The 17386-nt window shown below is 60.9% G+C and carries 18 protein-coding genes and 1 tRNA gene; 12 read left to right on the top strand and 7 right to left on the bottom strand.

Annotated features, from left to right (window positions below; genetic code table 11):
• Positions 1-35: 35 nt before the first annotated feature.
• A complete protein-coding gene (gene rplS / locus ACILSI_RS19215; RefSeq protein WP_395723528.1) occupies positions 36-407 on the bottom strand; it encodes a 50S ribosomal protein L19 in 372 nt (123 codons plus the stop codon).
• 151 nt (positions 408-558) lie between these two features.
• Between rplS and nadC the strand changes: the two genes are divergently transcribed.
• Positions 559-1395 (top strand): carboxylating nicotinate-nucleotide diphosphorylase, encoded by an 837-nt coding sequence (nadC, locus tag ACILSI_RS19220; RefSeq protein WP_395723529.1) that lies wholly within the window; start codon positions 559-561, stop codon positions 1393-1395.
• On the opposite strand, the gene ACILSI_RS19225 is transcribed toward nadC, so the two are convergent.
• From ACILSI_RS19225 to ACILSI_RS19235, 3 genes are read right to left on the bottom strand one after another with little or no spacing between them, the layout of a single operon-like run.
• Positions 1396-2931, bottom strand: a complete 1536-nt coding sequence (locus ACILSI_RS19225; protein ID WP_395723530.1) for a hypothetical protein — start codon at positions 2929-2931, stop codon at positions 1396-1398. It lies immediately after the preceding gene.
• 20 nt (positions 2932-2951) lie between these two features.
• Positions 2952-3221 (bottom strand): hypothetical protein, encoded by a 270-nt coding sequence (locus tag ACILSI_RS19230; protein ID WP_395723531.1) that lies wholly within the window; start codon positions 3219-3221, stop codon positions 2952-2954.
• Entirely contained in the window at positions 3218-3754 is a 537-nt protein-coding gene (locus ACILSI_RS19235) for an RNA polymerase sigma factor (RefSeq protein WP_395723532.1), read from the bottom strand. The genes ACILSI_RS19230 and ACILSI_RS19235 overlap by 4 nt, the downstream gene beginning before the upstream one ends.
• A 276-nt stretch (positions 3755-4030) precedes the next feature.
• On the opposite strand from ACILSI_RS19235, the gene infA reads away from it, so the two are divergent.
• Together infA and ACILSI_RS19245 are read left to right on the top strand one after the other, a co-directional pair.
• Complete coding sequence (gene infA, locus ACILSI_RS19240; RefSeq protein WP_294226979.1) at positions 4031-4231, top strand: translation initiation factor IF-1; 201 nt, start codon at positions 4031-4033, stop codon at positions 4229-4231.
• 23 nt (positions 4232-4254) lie between these two features.
• Positions 4255-4803 carry a ribonuclease H-like domain-containing protein gene (locus tag ACILSI_RS19245; protein ID WP_395723533.1) on the top strand — a complete coding sequence of 183 codons (549 nt, stop codon included), beginning with the start codon at positions 4255-4257 and terminating at the stop codon, positions 4801-4803.
• A 10-nt stretch (positions 4804-4813) separates the two neighbouring features.
• On the opposite strand, the gene ACILSI_RS19250 is transcribed toward ACILSI_RS19245, so the two are convergent.
• A complete protein-coding gene (locus tag ACILSI_RS19250; protein WP_395723534.1) occupies positions 4814-5323 on the bottom strand; it encodes a hypothetical protein in 510 nt (169 codons plus the stop codon).
• Between the two features lie 164 nt (positions 5324-5487).
• Here ACILSI_RS19250 and ACILSI_RS19255 point away from each other — a divergent pair, with 164 nt between their 5' ends.
• From ACILSI_RS19255 to ACILSI_RS19290, 8 genes are all read left to right on the top strand, one after another.
• Complete coding sequence (locus tag ACILSI_RS19255; protein WP_395723535.1) at positions 5488-6897, top strand: DUF1501 domain-containing protein; 1410 nt, start codon at positions 5488-5490, stop codon at positions 6895-6897.
• A gap of 122 nt (positions 6898-7019) precedes the next feature.
• On the top strand, positions 7020-8873 hold the full coding sequence (glmS, locus tag ACILSI_RS19260; RefSeq protein ID WP_395723536.1) for a glutamine--fructose-6-phosphate transaminase (isomerizing): 1854 nt from the start codon (positions 7020-7022) through the stop codon (positions 8871-8873).
• A gap of 26 nt (positions 8874-8899) precedes the next feature.
• Positions 8900-9700: a hypothetical protein gene (locus ACILSI_RS19265; protein WP_395723537.1), complete on the top strand. Its 801-nt coding sequence runs from the start codon at positions 8900-8902 to the stop codon at positions 9698-9700.
• An 18-nt stretch (positions 9701-9718) separates the two neighbouring features.
• On the top strand, positions 9719-10768 hold the full coding sequence (locus ACILSI_RS19270) for an NAD(P)/FAD-dependent oxidoreductase (protein ID WP_395723538.1): 1050 nt from the start codon (positions 9719-9721) through the stop codon (positions 10766-10768).
• Positions 10765-11367, top strand: coding sequence for a class I SAM-dependent methyltransferase (locus ACILSI_RS19275; protein ID WP_395723539.1), 603 nt, complete (start codon positions 10765-10767; stop codon positions 11365-11367). The genes ACILSI_RS19270 and ACILSI_RS19275 overlap by 4 nt, the downstream gene beginning before the upstream one ends.
• Positions 11368-11419: 52 nt before the next feature.
• Positions 11420-12361, top strand: coding sequence for an AEC family transporter (locus ACILSI_RS19280; RefSeq protein WP_395723540.1), 942 nt, complete (start codon positions 11420-11422; stop codon positions 12359-12361).
• Complete coding sequence (locus ACILSI_RS19285) at positions 12358-13257, top strand: EamA family transporter (RefSeq protein ID WP_395723541.1); 900 nt, start codon at positions 12358-12360, stop codon at positions 13255-13257. The genes ACILSI_RS19280 and ACILSI_RS19285 overlap by 4 nt, the downstream gene beginning before the upstream one ends.
• A gap of 53 nt (positions 13258-13310) precedes the next feature.
• Complete coding sequence (locus ACILSI_RS19290) at positions 13311-14345, top strand: C40 family peptidase (RefSeq protein ID WP_395723542.1); 1035 nt, start codon at positions 13311-13313, stop codon at positions 14343-14345.
• 6 nt (positions 14346-14351) lie between these two features.
• Here the strand turns inward: ACILSI_RS19290 and ACILSI_RS19295 are convergent, their stop codons facing one another.
• On the bottom strand, positions 14352-15698 hold the full coding sequence (locus tag ACILSI_RS19295; protein ID WP_395723543.1) for a sulfatase: 1347 nt from the start codon (positions 15696-15698) through the stop codon (positions 14352-14354).
• Between the two features lie 165 nt (positions 15699-15863).
• Here ACILSI_RS19295 and ACILSI_RS19300 point away from each other — a divergent pair, with 165 nt between their 5' ends.
• Positions 15864-17243 (top strand): UDP-glucose 6-dehydrogenase, encoded by a 1380-nt coding sequence (locus ACILSI_RS19300; RefSeq protein WP_395723544.1) that lies wholly within the window; start codon positions 15864-15866, stop codon positions 17241-17243.
• 19 nt (positions 17244-17262) lie between these two features.
• Here the strand turns inward: ACILSI_RS19300 and ACILSI_RS19305 are convergent.
• Positions 17263-17347: transfer RNA gene (locus tag ACILSI_RS19305), tRNA-Leu, on the bottom strand.
• Positions 17348-17386: the final 39 nt, after the last annotated feature.

Here is a 17386-nt window from a genome sequence, read left to right on the forward strand (position 1 = left end):
CCTCCTTTTTTAACTCATTTGGAATACTGATCTGATCAGGCGGCTTCGGCAGATTGGGTCTGTCCTTGCTCCTTCACGGACATGGCTTCCTTGCCCTGGCGCTGGCGCAGGTAGTGCAGGCGAGCACGACGCACGCGGCCGGTCTTGGTGATCTCGATCTTCGCCACCTTCGGGCTGTGCAGGGGGAACACACGCTCCACACCTTCACCATAGGAGATCTTGCGCACGGTGAAGGCCTCGTTGATGCCGTGACCTTTGCGGGCGATCACGATGCCGGCGAAAATCTGGATACGCTCCTTGTCACCTTCGACGACTCGGGTGTGCACCTTGATGGTGTCTCCCACATTGAATGCGGTGACTTCTTTTTTGACTTGTTCCTGGTTGATCTTTTCGATGATTTTGCTCATGGCACGCTCCTAAAGTGTCCGCGCTGCGCAGGCCGTGAATCAGTCAGGCCGGGGGCGAGGGGCGGGGAAGATGGACAGTTCACCTGATTTGGCAACCAGTTTTTCCCTGGCGCTGGAAACCGTCCAATAACTCCCTAAACTCCCACCACCCATGGAATCCACTGTTTTTGCCCTGATCCGCGCCGCCATCACCGAAGATGTCGGCTCTGGCGATGTCACTTCTCTTTATTTTATCCCCGAAAACTCGCGTTCCAGGGCCGAAATCGTCGCCCGCGAGCCTGGAATCGTCTCCGGGACCGAAATCGCTGCCACCGTCTTCCATGAAATCGACCCTGCGCTCGAAGTCGAGGTCTGCATCCCGGATGGCAGCCCGTTTGAGCGTGGAAGTATCCTCATGAAAGCCGCTGGCAGCACGCGCTCCCTGCTCACTGCCGAGCGTACGGCCTTGAACTTCCTCCAGCGGCTTTGCGGCGTCGCCACGCAGACGAAACGCTATGTCGAAGCCGTGAAACCGCATCCCGTGCAGGTCTGGGACACCCGCAAAACCACTCCTGGCTGGCGTTTGCTCGAAAAAACCGCCGTCAAGCACGGCGGCGGCACCAATCATCGCATGGGCCTGTATGACCACGCCATGGTCAAAGACAACCACCTCGCCGCCAACAGCGATTTGAAATCACTGCAAGCTGCCATTCACAAATTGCGTGCCGAGCGCCCCGGTGTCCGCGTCCAGCTTGAGGCCGCGACTTTGCAGCAAGTCGGCGATTTCCTCACGCTCGATGGCGTGGACATGCTCCTGCTCGACAACATGACGACCGATCAGCAAAGCGAAGCGGTGAAACTCGTGAACGGCAGGCTCTGGCTCGAAGCTAGCGGCGGCATCACGCTCGACACCATCAAAGATGTCGCCGCCACCGGCGTAAACGCTATCTCCGTCGGCGCGTTGACCCATTCGGCCCGTGCGCTGGATCTGGCCCTCGATCTCTTCTGATCACTTCGCCGGTTCATACTGCCAGGCCCAGTCGCCGACATACTCCCGTTTATTGAGCTTGGTGCCCGCTGTCACTTTTCCTGCATCGTCCCGGCCATCAAAACCCACGGACCACAGGATAAAACGGCCTGACTCTGTCAGGCGATAGCGCAGGGGCTTCCCATCACACGGATCGAGCGGCGCGGCGGGCAGCAAGGACGGCACCAGTTCTTCCAAACGTCTCGGATACTTCGCCTGCCGCAAATGAAACCGCTCCAGAGCCACCGCTGCCAGTGCCTGTCGCCGCCGCGTCTCGGTCAGCAGGGCATTGACACTGATCTGGGTCACCGCAGGCAGCATGAGATTCACCATGATATGGTCAGGATGCAGGATCATGTTGGCACGGCTCTTGATTTCAGACGCCACAGCATCACCTGCGCGGACGGATTGCGGGAGGCCGCCGTTTTTCAGCGGCTGGATCAAATGGTGTAGTTCCATGTTCGCGATCACACTTTTCCAGTGGTCGAACAAGCCGTTTGGCAGCATCCGCCAGACGTTCATGCCCAGGCTGTTGCCGCTGGCGAAGAGTGTTGCCGCCACGTTCTTGCCATCCTTGGTTTGGCCTTCGGCAGCCGTTTGCAGATGCTCCACCGCGTTCAAACCGGCGGCCAGCTCACCCCGCATCGCCAGTAGCAGCGCCGGAGTGGTCTCATCCGTGGCAAAGGCGTCCTGTAACCGCATCAGATCACCTTCGGAGAACACATGCTCGCGCAGGCCGAGCCACAGCGGCTCCAGCGCCATCATTTCCAGCGTGTTGCCGACCAGGAAGCCGATCATCAGCGGCTCCTGCTTGCACGCTTGTGCCAGACGCGTGATGACAAGCAGACTGCGCGTCGCCTCCACGCTGTCTTTCGACGCCACGGCCGCGCGAGCGCGCAGGCTCAGCGCTTTCGCCAGATTTTGTCCGGCGTTGTAATGCGGCAGGCGCAGGGCGAACAGCAGATCCGGCATTTCACGCTCACGCAGGCCCGGCGTGAACATCGCCTGCGGTCGCGTGACCACTTCGTCTGCCAGTTGTTTCAGCACCGGCAGTTTTGCGTCCAGCGCGGTCAGCACATCGTTGCCGGACGCCTGCGAATTTGCCGACAGGTCGATAAAATTTGTTTCGCGCAGGATTTTGACCCATTCCTGGAAGTCTGTTGTTTTGCCTTGGGTCACGCCTTCAGCGGGTGGCATGGCGCCGTTCCACTTCATCGCCACCAACGCCTTTCGTTTCGCGCCCGGCCCGCCCTTGTTGTTGTCGCTTTCGATGTCCGCCGCGATGCCGTCCAGCGGCTCAATGGCGAGCAGGTTGGACGCCTCCGGTGGTGTGATGGGCAGGAGCTTGTGGAAATCGCGCGTTTCGCCCTCGCGCTCGATCAGGGCCTTCGTGGCGGCCCAGCGGCGTTTGCCGCTCCAGTTCGTCCAGACAAACAGCAGGACGGTGAGCGTGACGATCGTGATGACAATCCACAGCAGAGTGCGTGTGGCACGTTTGGAGGTGATGCGACGAAACATGGGGAGGAGCGGTTGAGAGTTCAGTTGGCGGCCAAGAGGTTCTCAATGAGCGCGGCACGTTCTTCCCATCGCAGCGTGGGAGTTTCGTGGGCCGTGCTTGGCGGCGCGTCCGGTTCCGCTGGTGTGGTGAAGTACATCACCAAAATCGCCGCCCAGGCCGCGCTCCAGCCTGCGAGCAGCCAGCGCGGGGTGCGCGTGGCAGGGAACATCGCGTCACGCCATGCGGCAGGAAGCTCGGACCGCCGCAGGGCTTGCAGATCGTTTTCAAAGGTATCGAAGTTCGTGTTCATGAGGGTTTCAGTTCATCGTAAAGCGGCCTCAGTTCGCTGCGCAGCTTCTCCAGCGCGTAGCGGTAGCGGCTGGCCGCTGTGTTCAGCGGAATGTCCTGCACCTCGGCGATTTCCTCAAAGGTCAGGCCGTCCCACAGTTTCAACTGCGCCACGCTGCGCTGCTCCAGCGGCAGCAGTGCGAGTGCGGTGGTGAGACGTTTCGCCAGTTCCGCCTGATCAGGGTCATCATGGACGGCAAACATCTCCAGCGAAGAGGCCTCCTCCGCACGACGGCGCGCCTGATGCTTCCGCAGCCAGTCGATGGCCTGATGATGCGCCAGTCGCAGCAGCCACGCGCGCATGTTTGCGATGCCATGCGGAATCGAACGCTTGGACAGTTTGATGAACAGCTCCTGCAGCAGATCCTTCGCATCCGCCTCCTTGCCTGTGAAACTGTTGAAGTAATGAAACAGCCCCGCCGAATGGGACTCGTAGAGTTCGGGCAGTGTCGGTGCGGCGGGCATGCGGTGGGCAGTTTCACGGACAGGACGCATGACGGCGAGATTTTTGTCTGCATGAATCACCCGCCCGGGCGTTTCAGTCCTGTCACGGGGCAAAATTACTCTTGTAATCCCCTCGTGTGGCAGCATCCTCACGCCCAACTTTTTTCAAGCATGTCTCGTCCTCCCAATCGCGGTCCTTCACGCAGCGGCCCCAGCCGCGGCCCTTCACGGGGCGGCCCTCCCAATCGCGGCGGTCCTCCGCAGCAACGTTTTGCTCCCCCGCCACGTCCGCCGGAGCCGGAACCGGGCAAGGCCAAGGAAGAGGCCATTGAGCTCGACGGCGTCATCACCGCCGTGCTTGCTGGCACCATGTTTCGCGTCAAGCTGCGCAACGGCCACGAGGTTCTCGCCCACATTTCCGGCAAGATGCGCAAAAAATTCATCCGTCTCGTCATCGGCGACGCGGTGAAGATCGAAATGTCCCCCTACGACATGGACAAGGCGCGCATCGTTTACCGTATCGGCTGATCTCTTCGCCACGCACCGCGATCATGGCCGGAGACATTGTTTATTTCGACCTCGAAACACGCCGCACGGCCAATGACGTCGGCGGCTGGGGCAACAAGCACAAGATGGGCATCTCCGTGGCCTGCACGTTCAGCACGAAGCAGAACGAGTACAGCATCTACACCCAGGACGAGACCGCCGCGCTCATCAAGCAGCTCAAAGGCGCGGATCTAGTCGTCGGCTTCAACCACATCGGCTTCGACTACGAGGTGCTCAAAGGGCACGACCTGCTCTTCGACGCGGCCGACCTGCCGCACAGCCTGGATCTGCTCATCGATCTCGAAAAAGTCCTCGGCCATCGCATCAAGCTCGACGCCGTGGCTGCCGCCACGCTCGGCATGGGCAAGACCGCCGATGGTCTCGACGCGCTCAAATGGTGGCAGCAGGGCGAGGTGGCGAAGATCGCCGAATACTGCTGCTACGACGTGAAGGTGACCAAATGCGTGCACGAATACGGTGCCAGGCACGGCCATGTGAAATATCACGACCGCAACGGTCGCGAGCAGCTTGCCAAGGTGGACTGGAAGATCTGATCTTCCGGCATCAGGCCCGCAGGATCAGCCTTTTGAGAAAAACCCAAAGGCAGATGCGGTTCAGCGGCCCCAGTCGAAAACGGAGTCTGCTGTCAGGCGTGAAGCGCAGAAACCAAAACCCATCCCCGGTGACCAGCGCGGTGCCGCTGGGGCGGTGAACGGCGGATCTGGAGCAGACCTCCCAATCCTGGGGTTTCAGCCGGATGGAAAGACACATCGCGCTGAACGCCGAACGTTCCTCATCGTTGATGAACACCTGCGCCACGTTTGTGCAAACGAGCTTTCGGGCGGCACGACCCAGAAGCCAGCGATCCCACAGGCTCAGAGGAAACACGATCCGGCTCTTTTCGGAAAAATACGCCAGACCCAGCCGGTGGCACAGCTCCATGCCGGACTGATGGCGCAGGCGGCCGGGTTGCAACTGCCATTCTTCAGGGTGTTTCAAAACCTCACAGAGCATGGCCACTGGTTCCTTGTTTCGCGCTCGGTGCAGCAGGTTGATCGCAGAGGTGGCTGTCATGGCTTTCGAAGAGGAGGTTTCTATGACCGACTGGCATCACAAACACGACGCATGTTGAAAAGGAGTTCCCGGGCCGCGACTAAGCAGAGGTTTATATTTCGCCGACAGGGTCTTCGAGTAGTTGAGGGAAATTTGAGTCCTGGGATGGCGTTTAGACGCCGTGTATGACACCGCCTGATTTTCTCCACGTTTCCCGCCGCCAGTTTTTCCGGCAGTCCGGTCTCGGACTGGGTTCGGCGGCGCTGGGATCGCTGCTGGCGCGTGATTTGCCTGCTGCGGTGGCACCACGGCCGCATTTTGCGCCGAAGGCGAAGAACATCATCTACCTGCACATGATCGGCGCGCCGTCGCAGCTCGATCTCTATGATTACAAGCCGCTGTTGCAGAAGATGGACGGCCAGAAGTGTCCTGAGGAGCTGACCAAGGGCAAACGCTTCGCCTTCATCGGCGGCGAGATGACGCTGGCGGGCACGGAGTTCAAATTCCAGCGCCACGGGCAGAGCGGGCTCGAATTGAGCGAGCTGCTGCCGAATCTAGGCAGTGTGGCGGATGACATTTGCATGGTGAAGTCCCTGCACACGAACGAGATCAATCACGCTCCGGCGCAGATGTTTCTGCACACCGGCTTCGGCCAGGGGGGGCGGCCCAGCTTGGGCGCGTGGTTGACGTATGGCCTCGGTGCGGAGAATCGCGATCTGCCAACCTATGTGGTGCTGCTCTCCGGCCCGCCTGGCGGAGCGGGATCGACGCTGTGGAGCACAGGCTTTCTGCCCAGCGTGTATCAGGGCATTCAATTTCGCGGCAGTGGCGAGCCGGTGCTTTTTCTCGGCAATCCGCCAGGTCACAGCACGAAAGACCGCCGCCGTGTCCTCGATGCGGTCAAGGCGCTCAACGAGCAGCAGCTCGGCGTCGTGGGCGATCCCGAGATCGCCACGCGCATCAGCCAGTATGAAATGGCCTACCGCATGCAGACGAGCGTGCCGGAGCTGATGGACATCAAAGAGGAAAACAAAGCCACGCTCGACATGTATGGTGCGCAACCAGGCAAGGCGTCTTTTGCTAACAACTGCCTGCTCGCCCGCCGCCTTGTGGAGCGTGGCGTGCGCATGGTGCAGCTCTTTGATTCCGACTGGGACCACCACGGCGGCCTCAAACAACGACTCACCGCGAAAGCGAAGGATGTGGACCGCCCGATGGCCGCGCTCGTGCGCGATTTAAAACAGCGCGGGCTGCTGGACGAGACGCTTATCATCTGGGGGGCTGAATTTGGCCGCACCCCGCTGCGCCAGGGCATCAATGGCGATGGCACCAAGACCTCACCCGGTCGCGATCATCACAAAGACGCGTACACCATGTGGATGGCAGGCGGCGGCATCAAACCGGGCATGGTTTACGGCAAAACCGACGACTTCGGTTTCAACGTCGCCGAGAATCCGGTCCACACGCACGATCTAAACGCCACCGTGCTGCATTTGCTCGGACTCGACCACGAGCGCCTGACCTTCCGCTACCAAGGCCGCGATTTCCGCCTCACGGACGTGCATGGAGAGCTGGTGGGCGGGATCATGGCGTGACCGCTCGGACTTCTTTTCAATAAAGATAAAAGCCAGGGAATGAACTGCTGGCGTGGGTTCTTCGTGGCGGTATCGTACCGCCCTGTCATTCGACAGGATGGCTTTCACCCCTTTCTTTTCACATGTGCGGCATCGTTGGATACATCGGCAATCGTCAGGCCAGCCCGATCCTTTTGGACGGGCTGCGTCGTTTGGAATATCGCGGTTATGACTCGGCGGGGCTGGCACTCAATGGCGGCGGCCAGGGTCTTCGCATCGTGAAGCGTGCCGGTCGCATCGATAATCTGCGCCTTGCCGTGACAGAGGCGGACCTGAAGGGCACCATGGGCATCTCCCACACCCGCTGGGCCACGCACGGCCCGGCCACGGATGAAAACGCCCACCCTCATGCCGACCAGAGCGGCAAGCTGGTGCTCGTCCACAACGGGGTGATCGAGAACTACCAGACCTTGCGCGATCAGCTCACCGCCAAGGGACACACGTTCCATTCACAAACTGACACGGAGGTGCTTTCTCACCTCGTCGGTACCTACTTTGACGAATCCAAGGAGAAGGATGGCACGGTGCGGCTCGTGAACGCGGTCAAGGCCGCGCTGGGCCGCATTAAAGGCACCTACGGCATCGCGGTGATGCATGCGGACCTGCCCGGCGTCATTGTCGGCGCACGGCTGGGCAGCCCGTTGATCATCGGACTCGGGGCACAGGAGCATTTCTTGGCCAGCGATGTGTCCGCCATCGTCGCGCACACGCGTGATGTGGTCTATCTGAACGACTACGACATCGTCACGATCACGAAGGAGCGTTATAGTGTGCAGTCGCATGAGGGCCGACCTGCTGAAGTCAAAGTCAGCCATGTGGAGTTCACGGCGGATGATGCCGAAAGGGGCGAGTTCCCGCACTTCATGCTCAAGGAGATCTATGAGCAGCCGAATTCGCTCCGCAACGCGATGCGCGGCCGTCTTTCCCGCGATGAATGCACCGCCGTGCTCGGCGGGCTGAACATGACGCCGCGTGAGCTGGCCCAGATCGACCGCATCATACTCGCCGGCTGTGGCACAGCCTATCACGCGGCCATGGTGGGCGAGTACTTGATCGAGACGCTCGCCCGCGTGCCCACGGAGGTCGAGATCGCCAGCGAGTTCCGCTACCGCAACGTTCCGGCCAACAAAAACACGCTGCTGTTTGTCATGAGCCAGAGCGGCGAGACCATCGACACGCTGGCTGCGATGCGCGAAGGCCAGCGCAAGGGCATCCGCTGCCTCGGCATCGTCAACACCGTCGGCAGCACGATTGCGCGCGAGAGCGACGGTGGCGTTTACATCTACGCCGGGCCGGAAATCGGCGTGGCGGCCACGAAGACCTTCACCTCGCAGGTCACCATCCTCACACTGCTCAGCCTCCTGCTCGGCCGCATCCATCACCTGTCCAGCGTTGATGGTTTGGAGATGATCGACCAGCTCGAGGCGCTGCCGGACAAGATCGCCACTATCTTGAAGCAGGCGGACAAGATCAAGGCCATCGCCGAAAAGCACGCGCATGTGGAGGGCATGCTATTCCTGGGGCGTCAGGCCAACTACCCTGTGGCGCTCGAAGGGGCGCTGAAGATGAAGGAGATCAGCTACATCTACGCCAGCGGCCATCCCAGCGCGGAGCTGAAACACGGCGTCATCGCCTTGGTGAAGCCGGACATGCCGAGCGTCTTCATCGCGCCTGACGATGCCGTTTTCGACAAGAACGTGAGCAACATTGAGGAAGTGCTCGCCCGCAAAGGCCCCGTCATCGCCGTGACGACCGAGGGCCGCACGGAGCTGGAGCGACTGACCGAGGATGTGATCTATGTGCCGGACTGCCCGTCCTACTTGACGCCGCTTCTCAATGTGGTGCCGCTGCAGCTATTGTCCTACTACACCGCCCTGGCGCGCGGCTGTGATGTCGATAAGCCAAGAAACTTGGCGAAAAGCGTCACGGTGGAGTAATAGTGGTCATCACTACTCGACCCCACATGTCTGCCATTTCCTTCCGCCTGAGCCGCCTGCTGGGCCTCGTGGTGCTCAGCTCCTGCCTTTCGTCGGCCGCCGCCGAGGCGGGCACGACTGAGCCGAAAGCCGTCGTTGTTGCCGCTTCAGATCCTTCGCCCGCCGATTTTCTCGACTCGATCGCGCAAAAAACCAAAGCGCGCTGGCGCCTGCTGTTCCGCCCGCCGCCGCCCACACCGCCCACCGACCGCGGCCGCACGGCGCTCATCCTCGGCACCCTGATGGGAGACAGCTTCCTTGTGCTCCAGGCCGGCGACGCGCAGCAGTTCCGCAACAACAACCAGGACGTGCTCACCTACTGCCGCACGCTCGGCCTTGGTGAAAAACTTCTGCCACGCCTCATGACCCAAGGCAACCTGGCCGAGAAAAACGCCTGGAAGGATCTGCGCCAGGAGATCGTGGACGGCCACCAGCAGGCACTGCAACTGCTGCGTGATCAAATGGACGAGGATCTCGCGCTGCTCATCAACATCGGTGTCGGACTGCGCCTTTTTGAGATCGCCACCGCCATCATCGTCGCCGCCCCGGAGGCGGATGTCGGCCTTCTTTGCGGCACTTCGCCCGCCCTGTTGCGGGACATGCGCGATGACTGGAGCCACATCAGTGCTCCGAAACGCGACGAGGCACTCATGCTGCGTGTCAGCGCGCTCATCCATGAAATCGGACAGCTCTGGCAGGACGCGGACAAAACACCGCTCACCCAGGCCCAGGCCGCCGAGACCAATGACAAGCTCAAAGGGCTGATGCAGGAGATGATCACCAAGTAATCTCGAGTCGGCGCGAGAATGTCACCCCGCTTCCTCATCATCGGACAGGGACTCGCCGGAACAGCGCTGGCGTGGCGTTTGTGGGAGCGTCAGGTACCGTTTCTCATCGTGGATCGCAACGAGGCCGTCACCTGCTCCAAAGTGGCCGCCGGATTGATCACCCCCATTACCGGCATGCGCCTCACGGTGAGCTGGCGCTACGATGTTTTTTATCGTGAGGCCCTGCGCTTCTACCGCGCCTGCGGCAAACGATTGCAGCAGCGCTTCTTCTTCCCACGCGGCTATGTGCGTCTGCTCAAGAACGAGCCGGAGATCGCCAAATGGCACAAACGTCGCCGCGATCCCGACATGCAGCCATTTCTGCATCGCCAAGCGCCGGGATTGAACTCCGACGTGTTTCACGATCCGCAAAACGGCTTTCAACAACGTCACGCAGCTTGGCTCGACACCACCGCCTACCTAAAAGCCAGCCGCGGCTTCTTCGAATCCCTCAATTCATGCACCACCGCCGATGTGAAGCCCTCCGACGTGCGTGACGATGCCGAGGGCGTCGGATGGAGCGGCCAGCGCTTCTCCCACGTCATCTGGGCGCAGGGCTGGAGCGCGGAGAAGCATCCGCTCTTCCATTGGGTGCCGTTTCAGTCTGCCCTCGGTACCATTTTGACCGTCAAAGCCGATCTCCGGGGCGAAACACGCATCCTTAATCGCGGCTGCTGGCTGCTGCCGCGCAATGACGGCACATTGCGCGTCGGCTCCACCTACGAATGGCAGTTCAACGATCCAAACACGCCATCCGCCGATCAAGTGCAGAAGCTCGAAGCCACCCTGCACAGCCTGCTCAAAGCTCCGGCTCAGATCACCGCCGCGCAAACCGCCGTGCGCCCCATCATCAAAAACCGCCAGGCTCTCATGGGTACGCATCCCACCCATCCCCGCGTCGCCTTCCTCAACGGCCTCGGCTCCAAAGGCTCTCTCCGTAGCCCTTGGCTGGCCCGTCATCTCATTGAGCATCTGCTTGATGGCACCACCATCGACGCTGAGATGGATTTGCAGCAGAATTCGATATGAGCAGCGAACCCAAACCCCTCCTCGCCAGCCCGAATGGCGGCCTGCCATCTTCAGTGCTGTGGGCGCAGTTGATGTTGAAGGACCGGCTACGACCTGGTGATGTCGTGGTGGATGCGACGATGGGGAATGGACATGACACGCTGTTTTTGACGCAGTGCGTGAGTCCGGGCGGGCATGTGTTTGCCTTCGATGTGCAGGCGGCGGCTTTGGTGGAGACGGCGAAGCGTGTCCCGGCAGAGATGACGACGTTGGTTCACTCCGGGCACGAGACGATGCGCGCGCATGTGCCGATGGAGCTGCATGGGAAGATCAGCGCGATCATGTTCAACCTCGGCTACCTGCCTGGCACGGACAAAACACTCATCACACGCACCGAAACGACGATGGTCGCGGTGCGGGAGGCGTTGGAGCTGCTCAAACCGGGCGGACTGCTCACGATTGCGGTTTATCCGGGACACGAAGGCGGGGCGGAGGAGGGGCGCAGCATCGCCGAATGGGCGGTGGCGCTGGAGCCTCGGCGGTTTGAGGTGCAGCACCTGCGGCCGATCAATCGTGCCGCCGCGCCACCAGAGCTGTGGATGGTGTGGAAACGCGGCTGAATGTCGCGGCACTTGCACACCGGCCATTCACAACCTAGCGGGAGGGCGTTCCATGCTCGATTACCTCAGCATTCTCTCCGTGGCGGTGCCCGTCTATCTGACGATGGCGGCCGGGGTGCTGGCCCGCAAGACGGGGCTGCTGAAGCCGGAGTCGGACACGAGCCTGATGAAACTTTCGGTGATGATGCTGACGCCGGCGCTGATCATCGAGCGCGTGGTGGGCAATCCGGCGGTGATGAAGCTCGGGCCGGTGCTGATCGCGGCCGGTTTGGGTTACTCGCTCGTCGCGCTCGGCATCGCGTTCGCCTATTTCGTGTCTCCGCTGATCGGACTGAAGAAAGGCGAGGGCCGCCGCACGTTCAGCGTGGCCTGTGGGCTGCAAAATTACGGTTTCGTGGCGATCCCCATCGTCACGGCGCTGTTTCCTGACAAGGGCACGCTCGGCGTGCTGTTCACCTTCACGCTCGGGGTTGAGCTGGCCTGCTGGACGGCCGGTGTGGGCCTGCTCACCGGTTTGGACAAAGCCCCATGGCGCCTGGCGCTCAACGCGCCGGTGATGACGATCTTGTTCTCACTGCTGCTGAACTTCACCGGCCTGCATGTGCATGTGCCGCAAATCGCGCACAACACCTTTGCCATGCTCGGAGCCTGTGCGGTGCCGCTGGCGGTGCTGCTCATCGGCGCGTCCATCGCGGATCTGTGGGGCCAGGGGGCGATGCAGTGGAAAGTGGCGGTGTTTAGTCCGGTGCTGCGGCTGGGCCTCATCCCGCTGGTTTTCCTTGCGGCCGCTTATGTTCTGCCGATCACGACGGAATTAAAGCGTGTCATCGTTGTGCAGGCGGCCATGCCCTCCGCTGTCTTCAACATCATGATCGCACGGCTTTACGGCGGTCATGCGTCCACAGCGGTGCAGGTGGTGATGGCGACCACGGTCGTGAGCTGCATCACCACACCGCTGGTCATCGCCTGGGGGTTGAAGCTCGTCGGCGAATGAGCCTGCCTTGGTATCTGCTGCTCCCGCTGGTCTCCGCCATCGGTTATTCCATCGCCTCATTGCTGCTAAAAAAGGCGCTCACCGAAGGCGCGCATCCAATGGCCTGCTTTCATATCAACAACTGGACCGGCACGCTCGTGTTCCTGCCGCTGGCCTTGTTTGAAACGCAGCCCGTGGCCTGGCATCTGTGGTATATCCCGGCCGGGTTGGGGGCGCTCTTCTACATCGGTGGTTGGTTCACCTTCCTGGCGATGCAGCGTGGAGATGTGTCGCTCGTCACGCCGGTGCTGGGATCGAAAGTCGTGTTTGTGGCGCTGGGTGCCAGCGTCCTCATCGCTGGCAGCATGAAGCCGCTGATGTGGGTCGCGGCCATCATCACCACGGCGGGCATCTTTCTGATGAGCGCGACGGATTTCAAGACCCCCAAAGGCTCGCGCCTTGCCGGTCCGGTCGTCATGGCGCTCATCAGCGCGGCTTTTTTCGCGTTGTCGGACGTTTTGCTACAACGCTGGGCGCCGGAGTTCGGCGCGAAGACGTTTCTGGCGCTCCTGTCCGTCACCACGGGTTTGCTTTCACTGCTGACCATGACGCTGCTGCCGAAGGCGCCGCGGCTGGCATGGGACCATGCGACGCAGTGGGCGATCGGCGGCAGTGTGCTGATCGCCGCGCAGGCGATGGCTCTGGGCATCGCGCTGGCGTTCTACCATGATGCCATCGGCGTGAATGTTGTTTATGCCACGCGCGGCATGTGGAGTCTGGCGGTGGTGGCCCTGCTCGGCCCGTTGTTGGGCAACCATGAGCGTCTCGAATCCGGCCGCGCGTATGGCATCCGCATCGCCGCCGCTACCCTGCTTATGGCAGGCGTGGTTTGCGCGGTGATCGCCCGGATGAAGTGATTCCTTTGATTAAATCGGCTGCAAAGGCGTCAAACGGTTGCTTCTTCAACCCTATGTCTGCGTCACTTCGGCTTTCCATGATCCTGCTGTGCGTGATTTCCATCTCGCATGCCGAAGTGACGAAAAAATCCGAGCCTGCGGTCAAGGGAGACGCGAAAGCACCCATGCCGCCGCTTCCGGTCGTTTCCACCGTTGGCATTGACGAGCTCAGCGGCTTTGAAAACTATCCCAAGCAGATTCAGAGCCTGGTGCAAAGCGCCCTGGCGCTCACGCGGTTGGAGCTGGGGTACCTTTACGGCTCCCACGAACCGAACAAGGGCGGCATGGACTGCTCCGGCTCCGTGTATCATGTGCTGCGCTTCCAAGGTCTGAAGGATGTGCCGCGGCAATCGGATGAGATGTGCAACTGGGTGGAAAAGAAAACGCAGCTTCATCTGACCCCCACCGCCTCAGCCTTCGATGACGCTGAATTCGCCGATTTAAAGCCCGGCGATCTGCTATTCTGGACAAACACCACGGAGACGAAGCGCAAGCTGCCGGTGACCCATGTCATGATCTACCTCGGCAAACTCAAGAAGAACGGCAAGCGTGTCGTCTTTGGTGCCAGCGACGGCCGCAGTTACGAGGGCCAGCGCCGCAGCGGTGTGAGCGTGTTTGATTTTCATCTGCCGAAAGCGGAGAGCCCGACGAAGTTTTACGGTTATGGCCCGGCGCCCGGTCTGCTCCCTGCCGCGCCACCGGTGGTCGCGGCACCACCCGCCCCCCCACCGGTGCCGGTTGTGGTCGTCAAGCCAGAGGTTCCCAAGGAAGAAGTGCGCAAAGCGGTCGCGAAGGTGACTGAGGCAAAACCGGAGCCAAAAACTGAGGCAAAACCGGCGGAACCGAAAGTGGAGCCCAAAAAGCCCGTGGTGGCTGAAGCCAAGCCCAAATCAATCCCAACGTCGAAACCGAAGACCAGCACGGTGAAGAAATCGTCTTCGTCCAAATCGGCTCCCGTGAAGAAAAGGACACCGCCGCCACCGCCGAAAAGCGTCGTGGAGAAGACATTCGACCGCGCCGTCGATTCGGTGCGTCGCTTGTTCAAGTAAGCTGCTTCAGCGCACCCAGATCTCGCGCTCGCTGGCGTCCATCTCGGTCTCCCAGGTTTTGAGACGTGCTTTGAGGTCTTCGAGCACTTTGGGGTGCTTGTAACCGAGGTTCATGCGCTCGCCGATGTCAGCGTCGAGGTCGAAGAGCAGGTCCATCGTGTTGCCATCGTTGATGTACTTCCATTTCCCGTGGCGGATGGCCTTCTGTTTGCGATTTGAGCGGTCGATGCGCCAGAAAAACGTGCGTTCGAGCGGGTTGGCGTCACTGAGGAGCAACGGCACGAGGTCGATGCCGTCGAGCGGCTTTTCGGGTGGTGATTGGGCACCGGCTGCTGCCAGAAATGTTGCGTGCAGGTCCATCGTGATCGCCATTTGAGAGGTGACCTTGCCTTTCGGCAGCCTGGCAGGCCAGCGCATGAGGCAGGGCACGCGAATGCCGCCTTCCCAGACGGTGGCCTTGTGATGGAAGAGCGGGGCGTTGCGGCTATAGCGTTCACCGCCGTTGTCGCTGGAGAAAACGACGAGTGTGTTGTCCGTGAGGCCGGTTTTCTCCAACTCGGCCAGAATCATGCCGACACCGAGGTCGATGCGCTCAACCATGGCCTTGTAAATGGCGCGGCTGCCATGGTGCATCGACTCTTTGGTGACCATCGGCGTTTCTGGCGCGTCTGGCGGCTGAAAAGGGGAGTGGACGGCCAGATGAGGCACATAAAGAAAGAACGGCTTGGTTTGGTGATCGCGGATGAACTTTACCGCACGCTCGTTGATCAGGTCGGTGAAGTAGCCCTCGCGTTTCACGGGCTGGAGGCCGTCCCGTAGCGCGTAAGTGCCGTCGTAGTAGGCGTGCCGGTAGAAGTCGGCATGACCGAGCAGTTCCCCGAAGTACTCGTCGAAGCCACGATTCACCGGGTTGTACTCGTCTTTGAAGCCGAGATGCCATTTGCCGAAGGCAGCGGTGGCGTAGCCGACTGATTTGAGCTTCTGCGCGAGGGTGACCTCGCCCAACGGCAGACCGAGGCCGTGGATATCCTTCTCCGGCACCCATGCACCGTTCACACGGCGGAACTGCTCCACCTGATAGCCGAACGCGAACTCCAGCCCGCAGCGCTGCTGCCAGCGGCCGGTGATGAACCCGGCGCGCGTCGGCGTGCAGACGGGGGCGTTGGCATAAAAGTCGGTGAACTTCACGCCTTCCTTCGCCAGACGGTCAATGTTGGGCGTGGCGATGTCCGTGCAGCCCATGCAGCCAAGGTCTCCGTAGCCAAAGTCATCCGCGAGGATGAAAATGATGTTGGGCGGCGCGGCGGAGAGCGCGGGGCAAAGAGCGAGGAGAAGCAAAAGCAAGGGGCGCATGGCGCGATGAGAACGTGTTTCGATCTCGTCGCTTGCATGTCGTTGTTTTCGGCACGCGAAAGAAGCGTTGAAAGTGCTTTTGTGCGGTGGATTCACCTGCTTCATTGGCTGCCAATCACCCATTTCTTCGGAAAACAGCCCCAACCCCACCCTTTCACCCCAGCCATGAGAATTTGTTGCATTGGCGCCGGCTATGTCGGCGGCCCCACGATGGCGATGATCGCCGCCAAATGCCCGCACATCCGTGTCGATGTGGTGGACCTCAATGCCGAGCGCATCGCGGCCTGGAATTCCGATGAACTGCCCGTCTATGAGCCGGGTCTCGACGACCTTGTGCGCGAGGCGCGGGGTCGGAACCTGTTTTTCTCCACGGCGGTGAAGGAGGGCATCCACGCGGCGGACATCATCTTCGTCAGTGTGAACACCCCGACGAAAACCTTCGGTGTCGGGGCGCATAAGGCGGCAGATTTGCGGTTTGTGGAGTCTGTGGCGCGCACCATCGCGGAAGTGGCCGAGAATCCAAAGATCATTGTCGAAAAGAGCACCATTCCGGTGAAAACCGCCGAGGCCATTCAGTCGATTCTTGGAGCCGACTCGAAAGGCCTGAAGCATCAGGTGCTCTCCAATCCTGAGTTTCTCGCCGAGGGCACGGCGGTGAAGGATCTCAGCAATCCTGACCGCATCCTGATCGGTGGAGAGCAGACCGAGGCCGGTCTCGCCGCCGTGGAGGCGCTCGTCAGTGTGTATGCCAACTGGGTCTCCCGCGACCGCATCCTCACCACGAACCTATGGTCTTCAGAGCTCTCCAAGCTCGTCGCCAACGCGTTCCTGGCCCAGCGCATCTCCTCCATCAACAGCATCTCCGCCTTGTGTGAAAAAACCGGCGCGGATGTCGATGAAGTCGCGCGAGCCATCGGTTCCGACTCACGCATCGGTCCGAAGTTCCTAAAGGCCTCCGTGGGCTTCGGCGGCTCCTGCTTCCAAAAGGATGTGCTCAACCTCGTCTATCTCTGCGGTCACTTCGGCCTGCCCGAGGTCGCGGCGTATTGGGACCAGGTCATCCGGATGAACGACTGGCAAAAGCACCGCTTTGCCGAGCGGGTGCTGCGCACTTTGTTCAATACGGTGACCGGGAAGCGCATCGCTGTGCTGGGCTTCGCGTTCAAGAAGGACACCAATGACACACGCGAGTCGGCCTCGATTTATGTGTGCCGTGATCTGCTGGAGGAACGTGCCAGCCTGTCCATTTACGACCCCAAGGTGGGAGTGCCGCAAATCTGCAAGGATTTGGGCGTGCAGCCCGACAGTCCCAATGTGGAATTTGCCACCAGCGCCGCGCAGGCCGCCGCCGGCGCACATGCGTTGCTCATCCTCACGGAGTGGGATGAGTTCCGCGCCCTCGACTTTGAGGCCATTTACAAGTCCATGGTGAAGCCGGCCTGGGTGTTTGACGGCCGCAGCCTGCTGGATCATGCGAAGCTACGCCAAATCGGCTTCAAGGTGTACAGCATCGGGAAACCGCTGCCAGTTGAGGCAAACGCCTGAACTGCCAGCGCTCGCCGCGTGGTGCCTGAGACAGGACTCGAACCTGCACTGATTGCTCAACCAGATCCTAAGTCTGGCGCGTCTACCAATTCCGCCACTCAGGCGAGGGGCTGCTGAGCGGCATGTTCCGTGTCATGAAGCTC

The organism is Prosthecobacter sp. (assembly GCF_044232965.1).
In the GTDB taxonomy this organism is placed as follows: Bacteria; Verrucomicrobiota; Verrucomicrobiia; order Verrucomicrobiales; family Verrucomicrobiaceae; genus Prosthecobacter.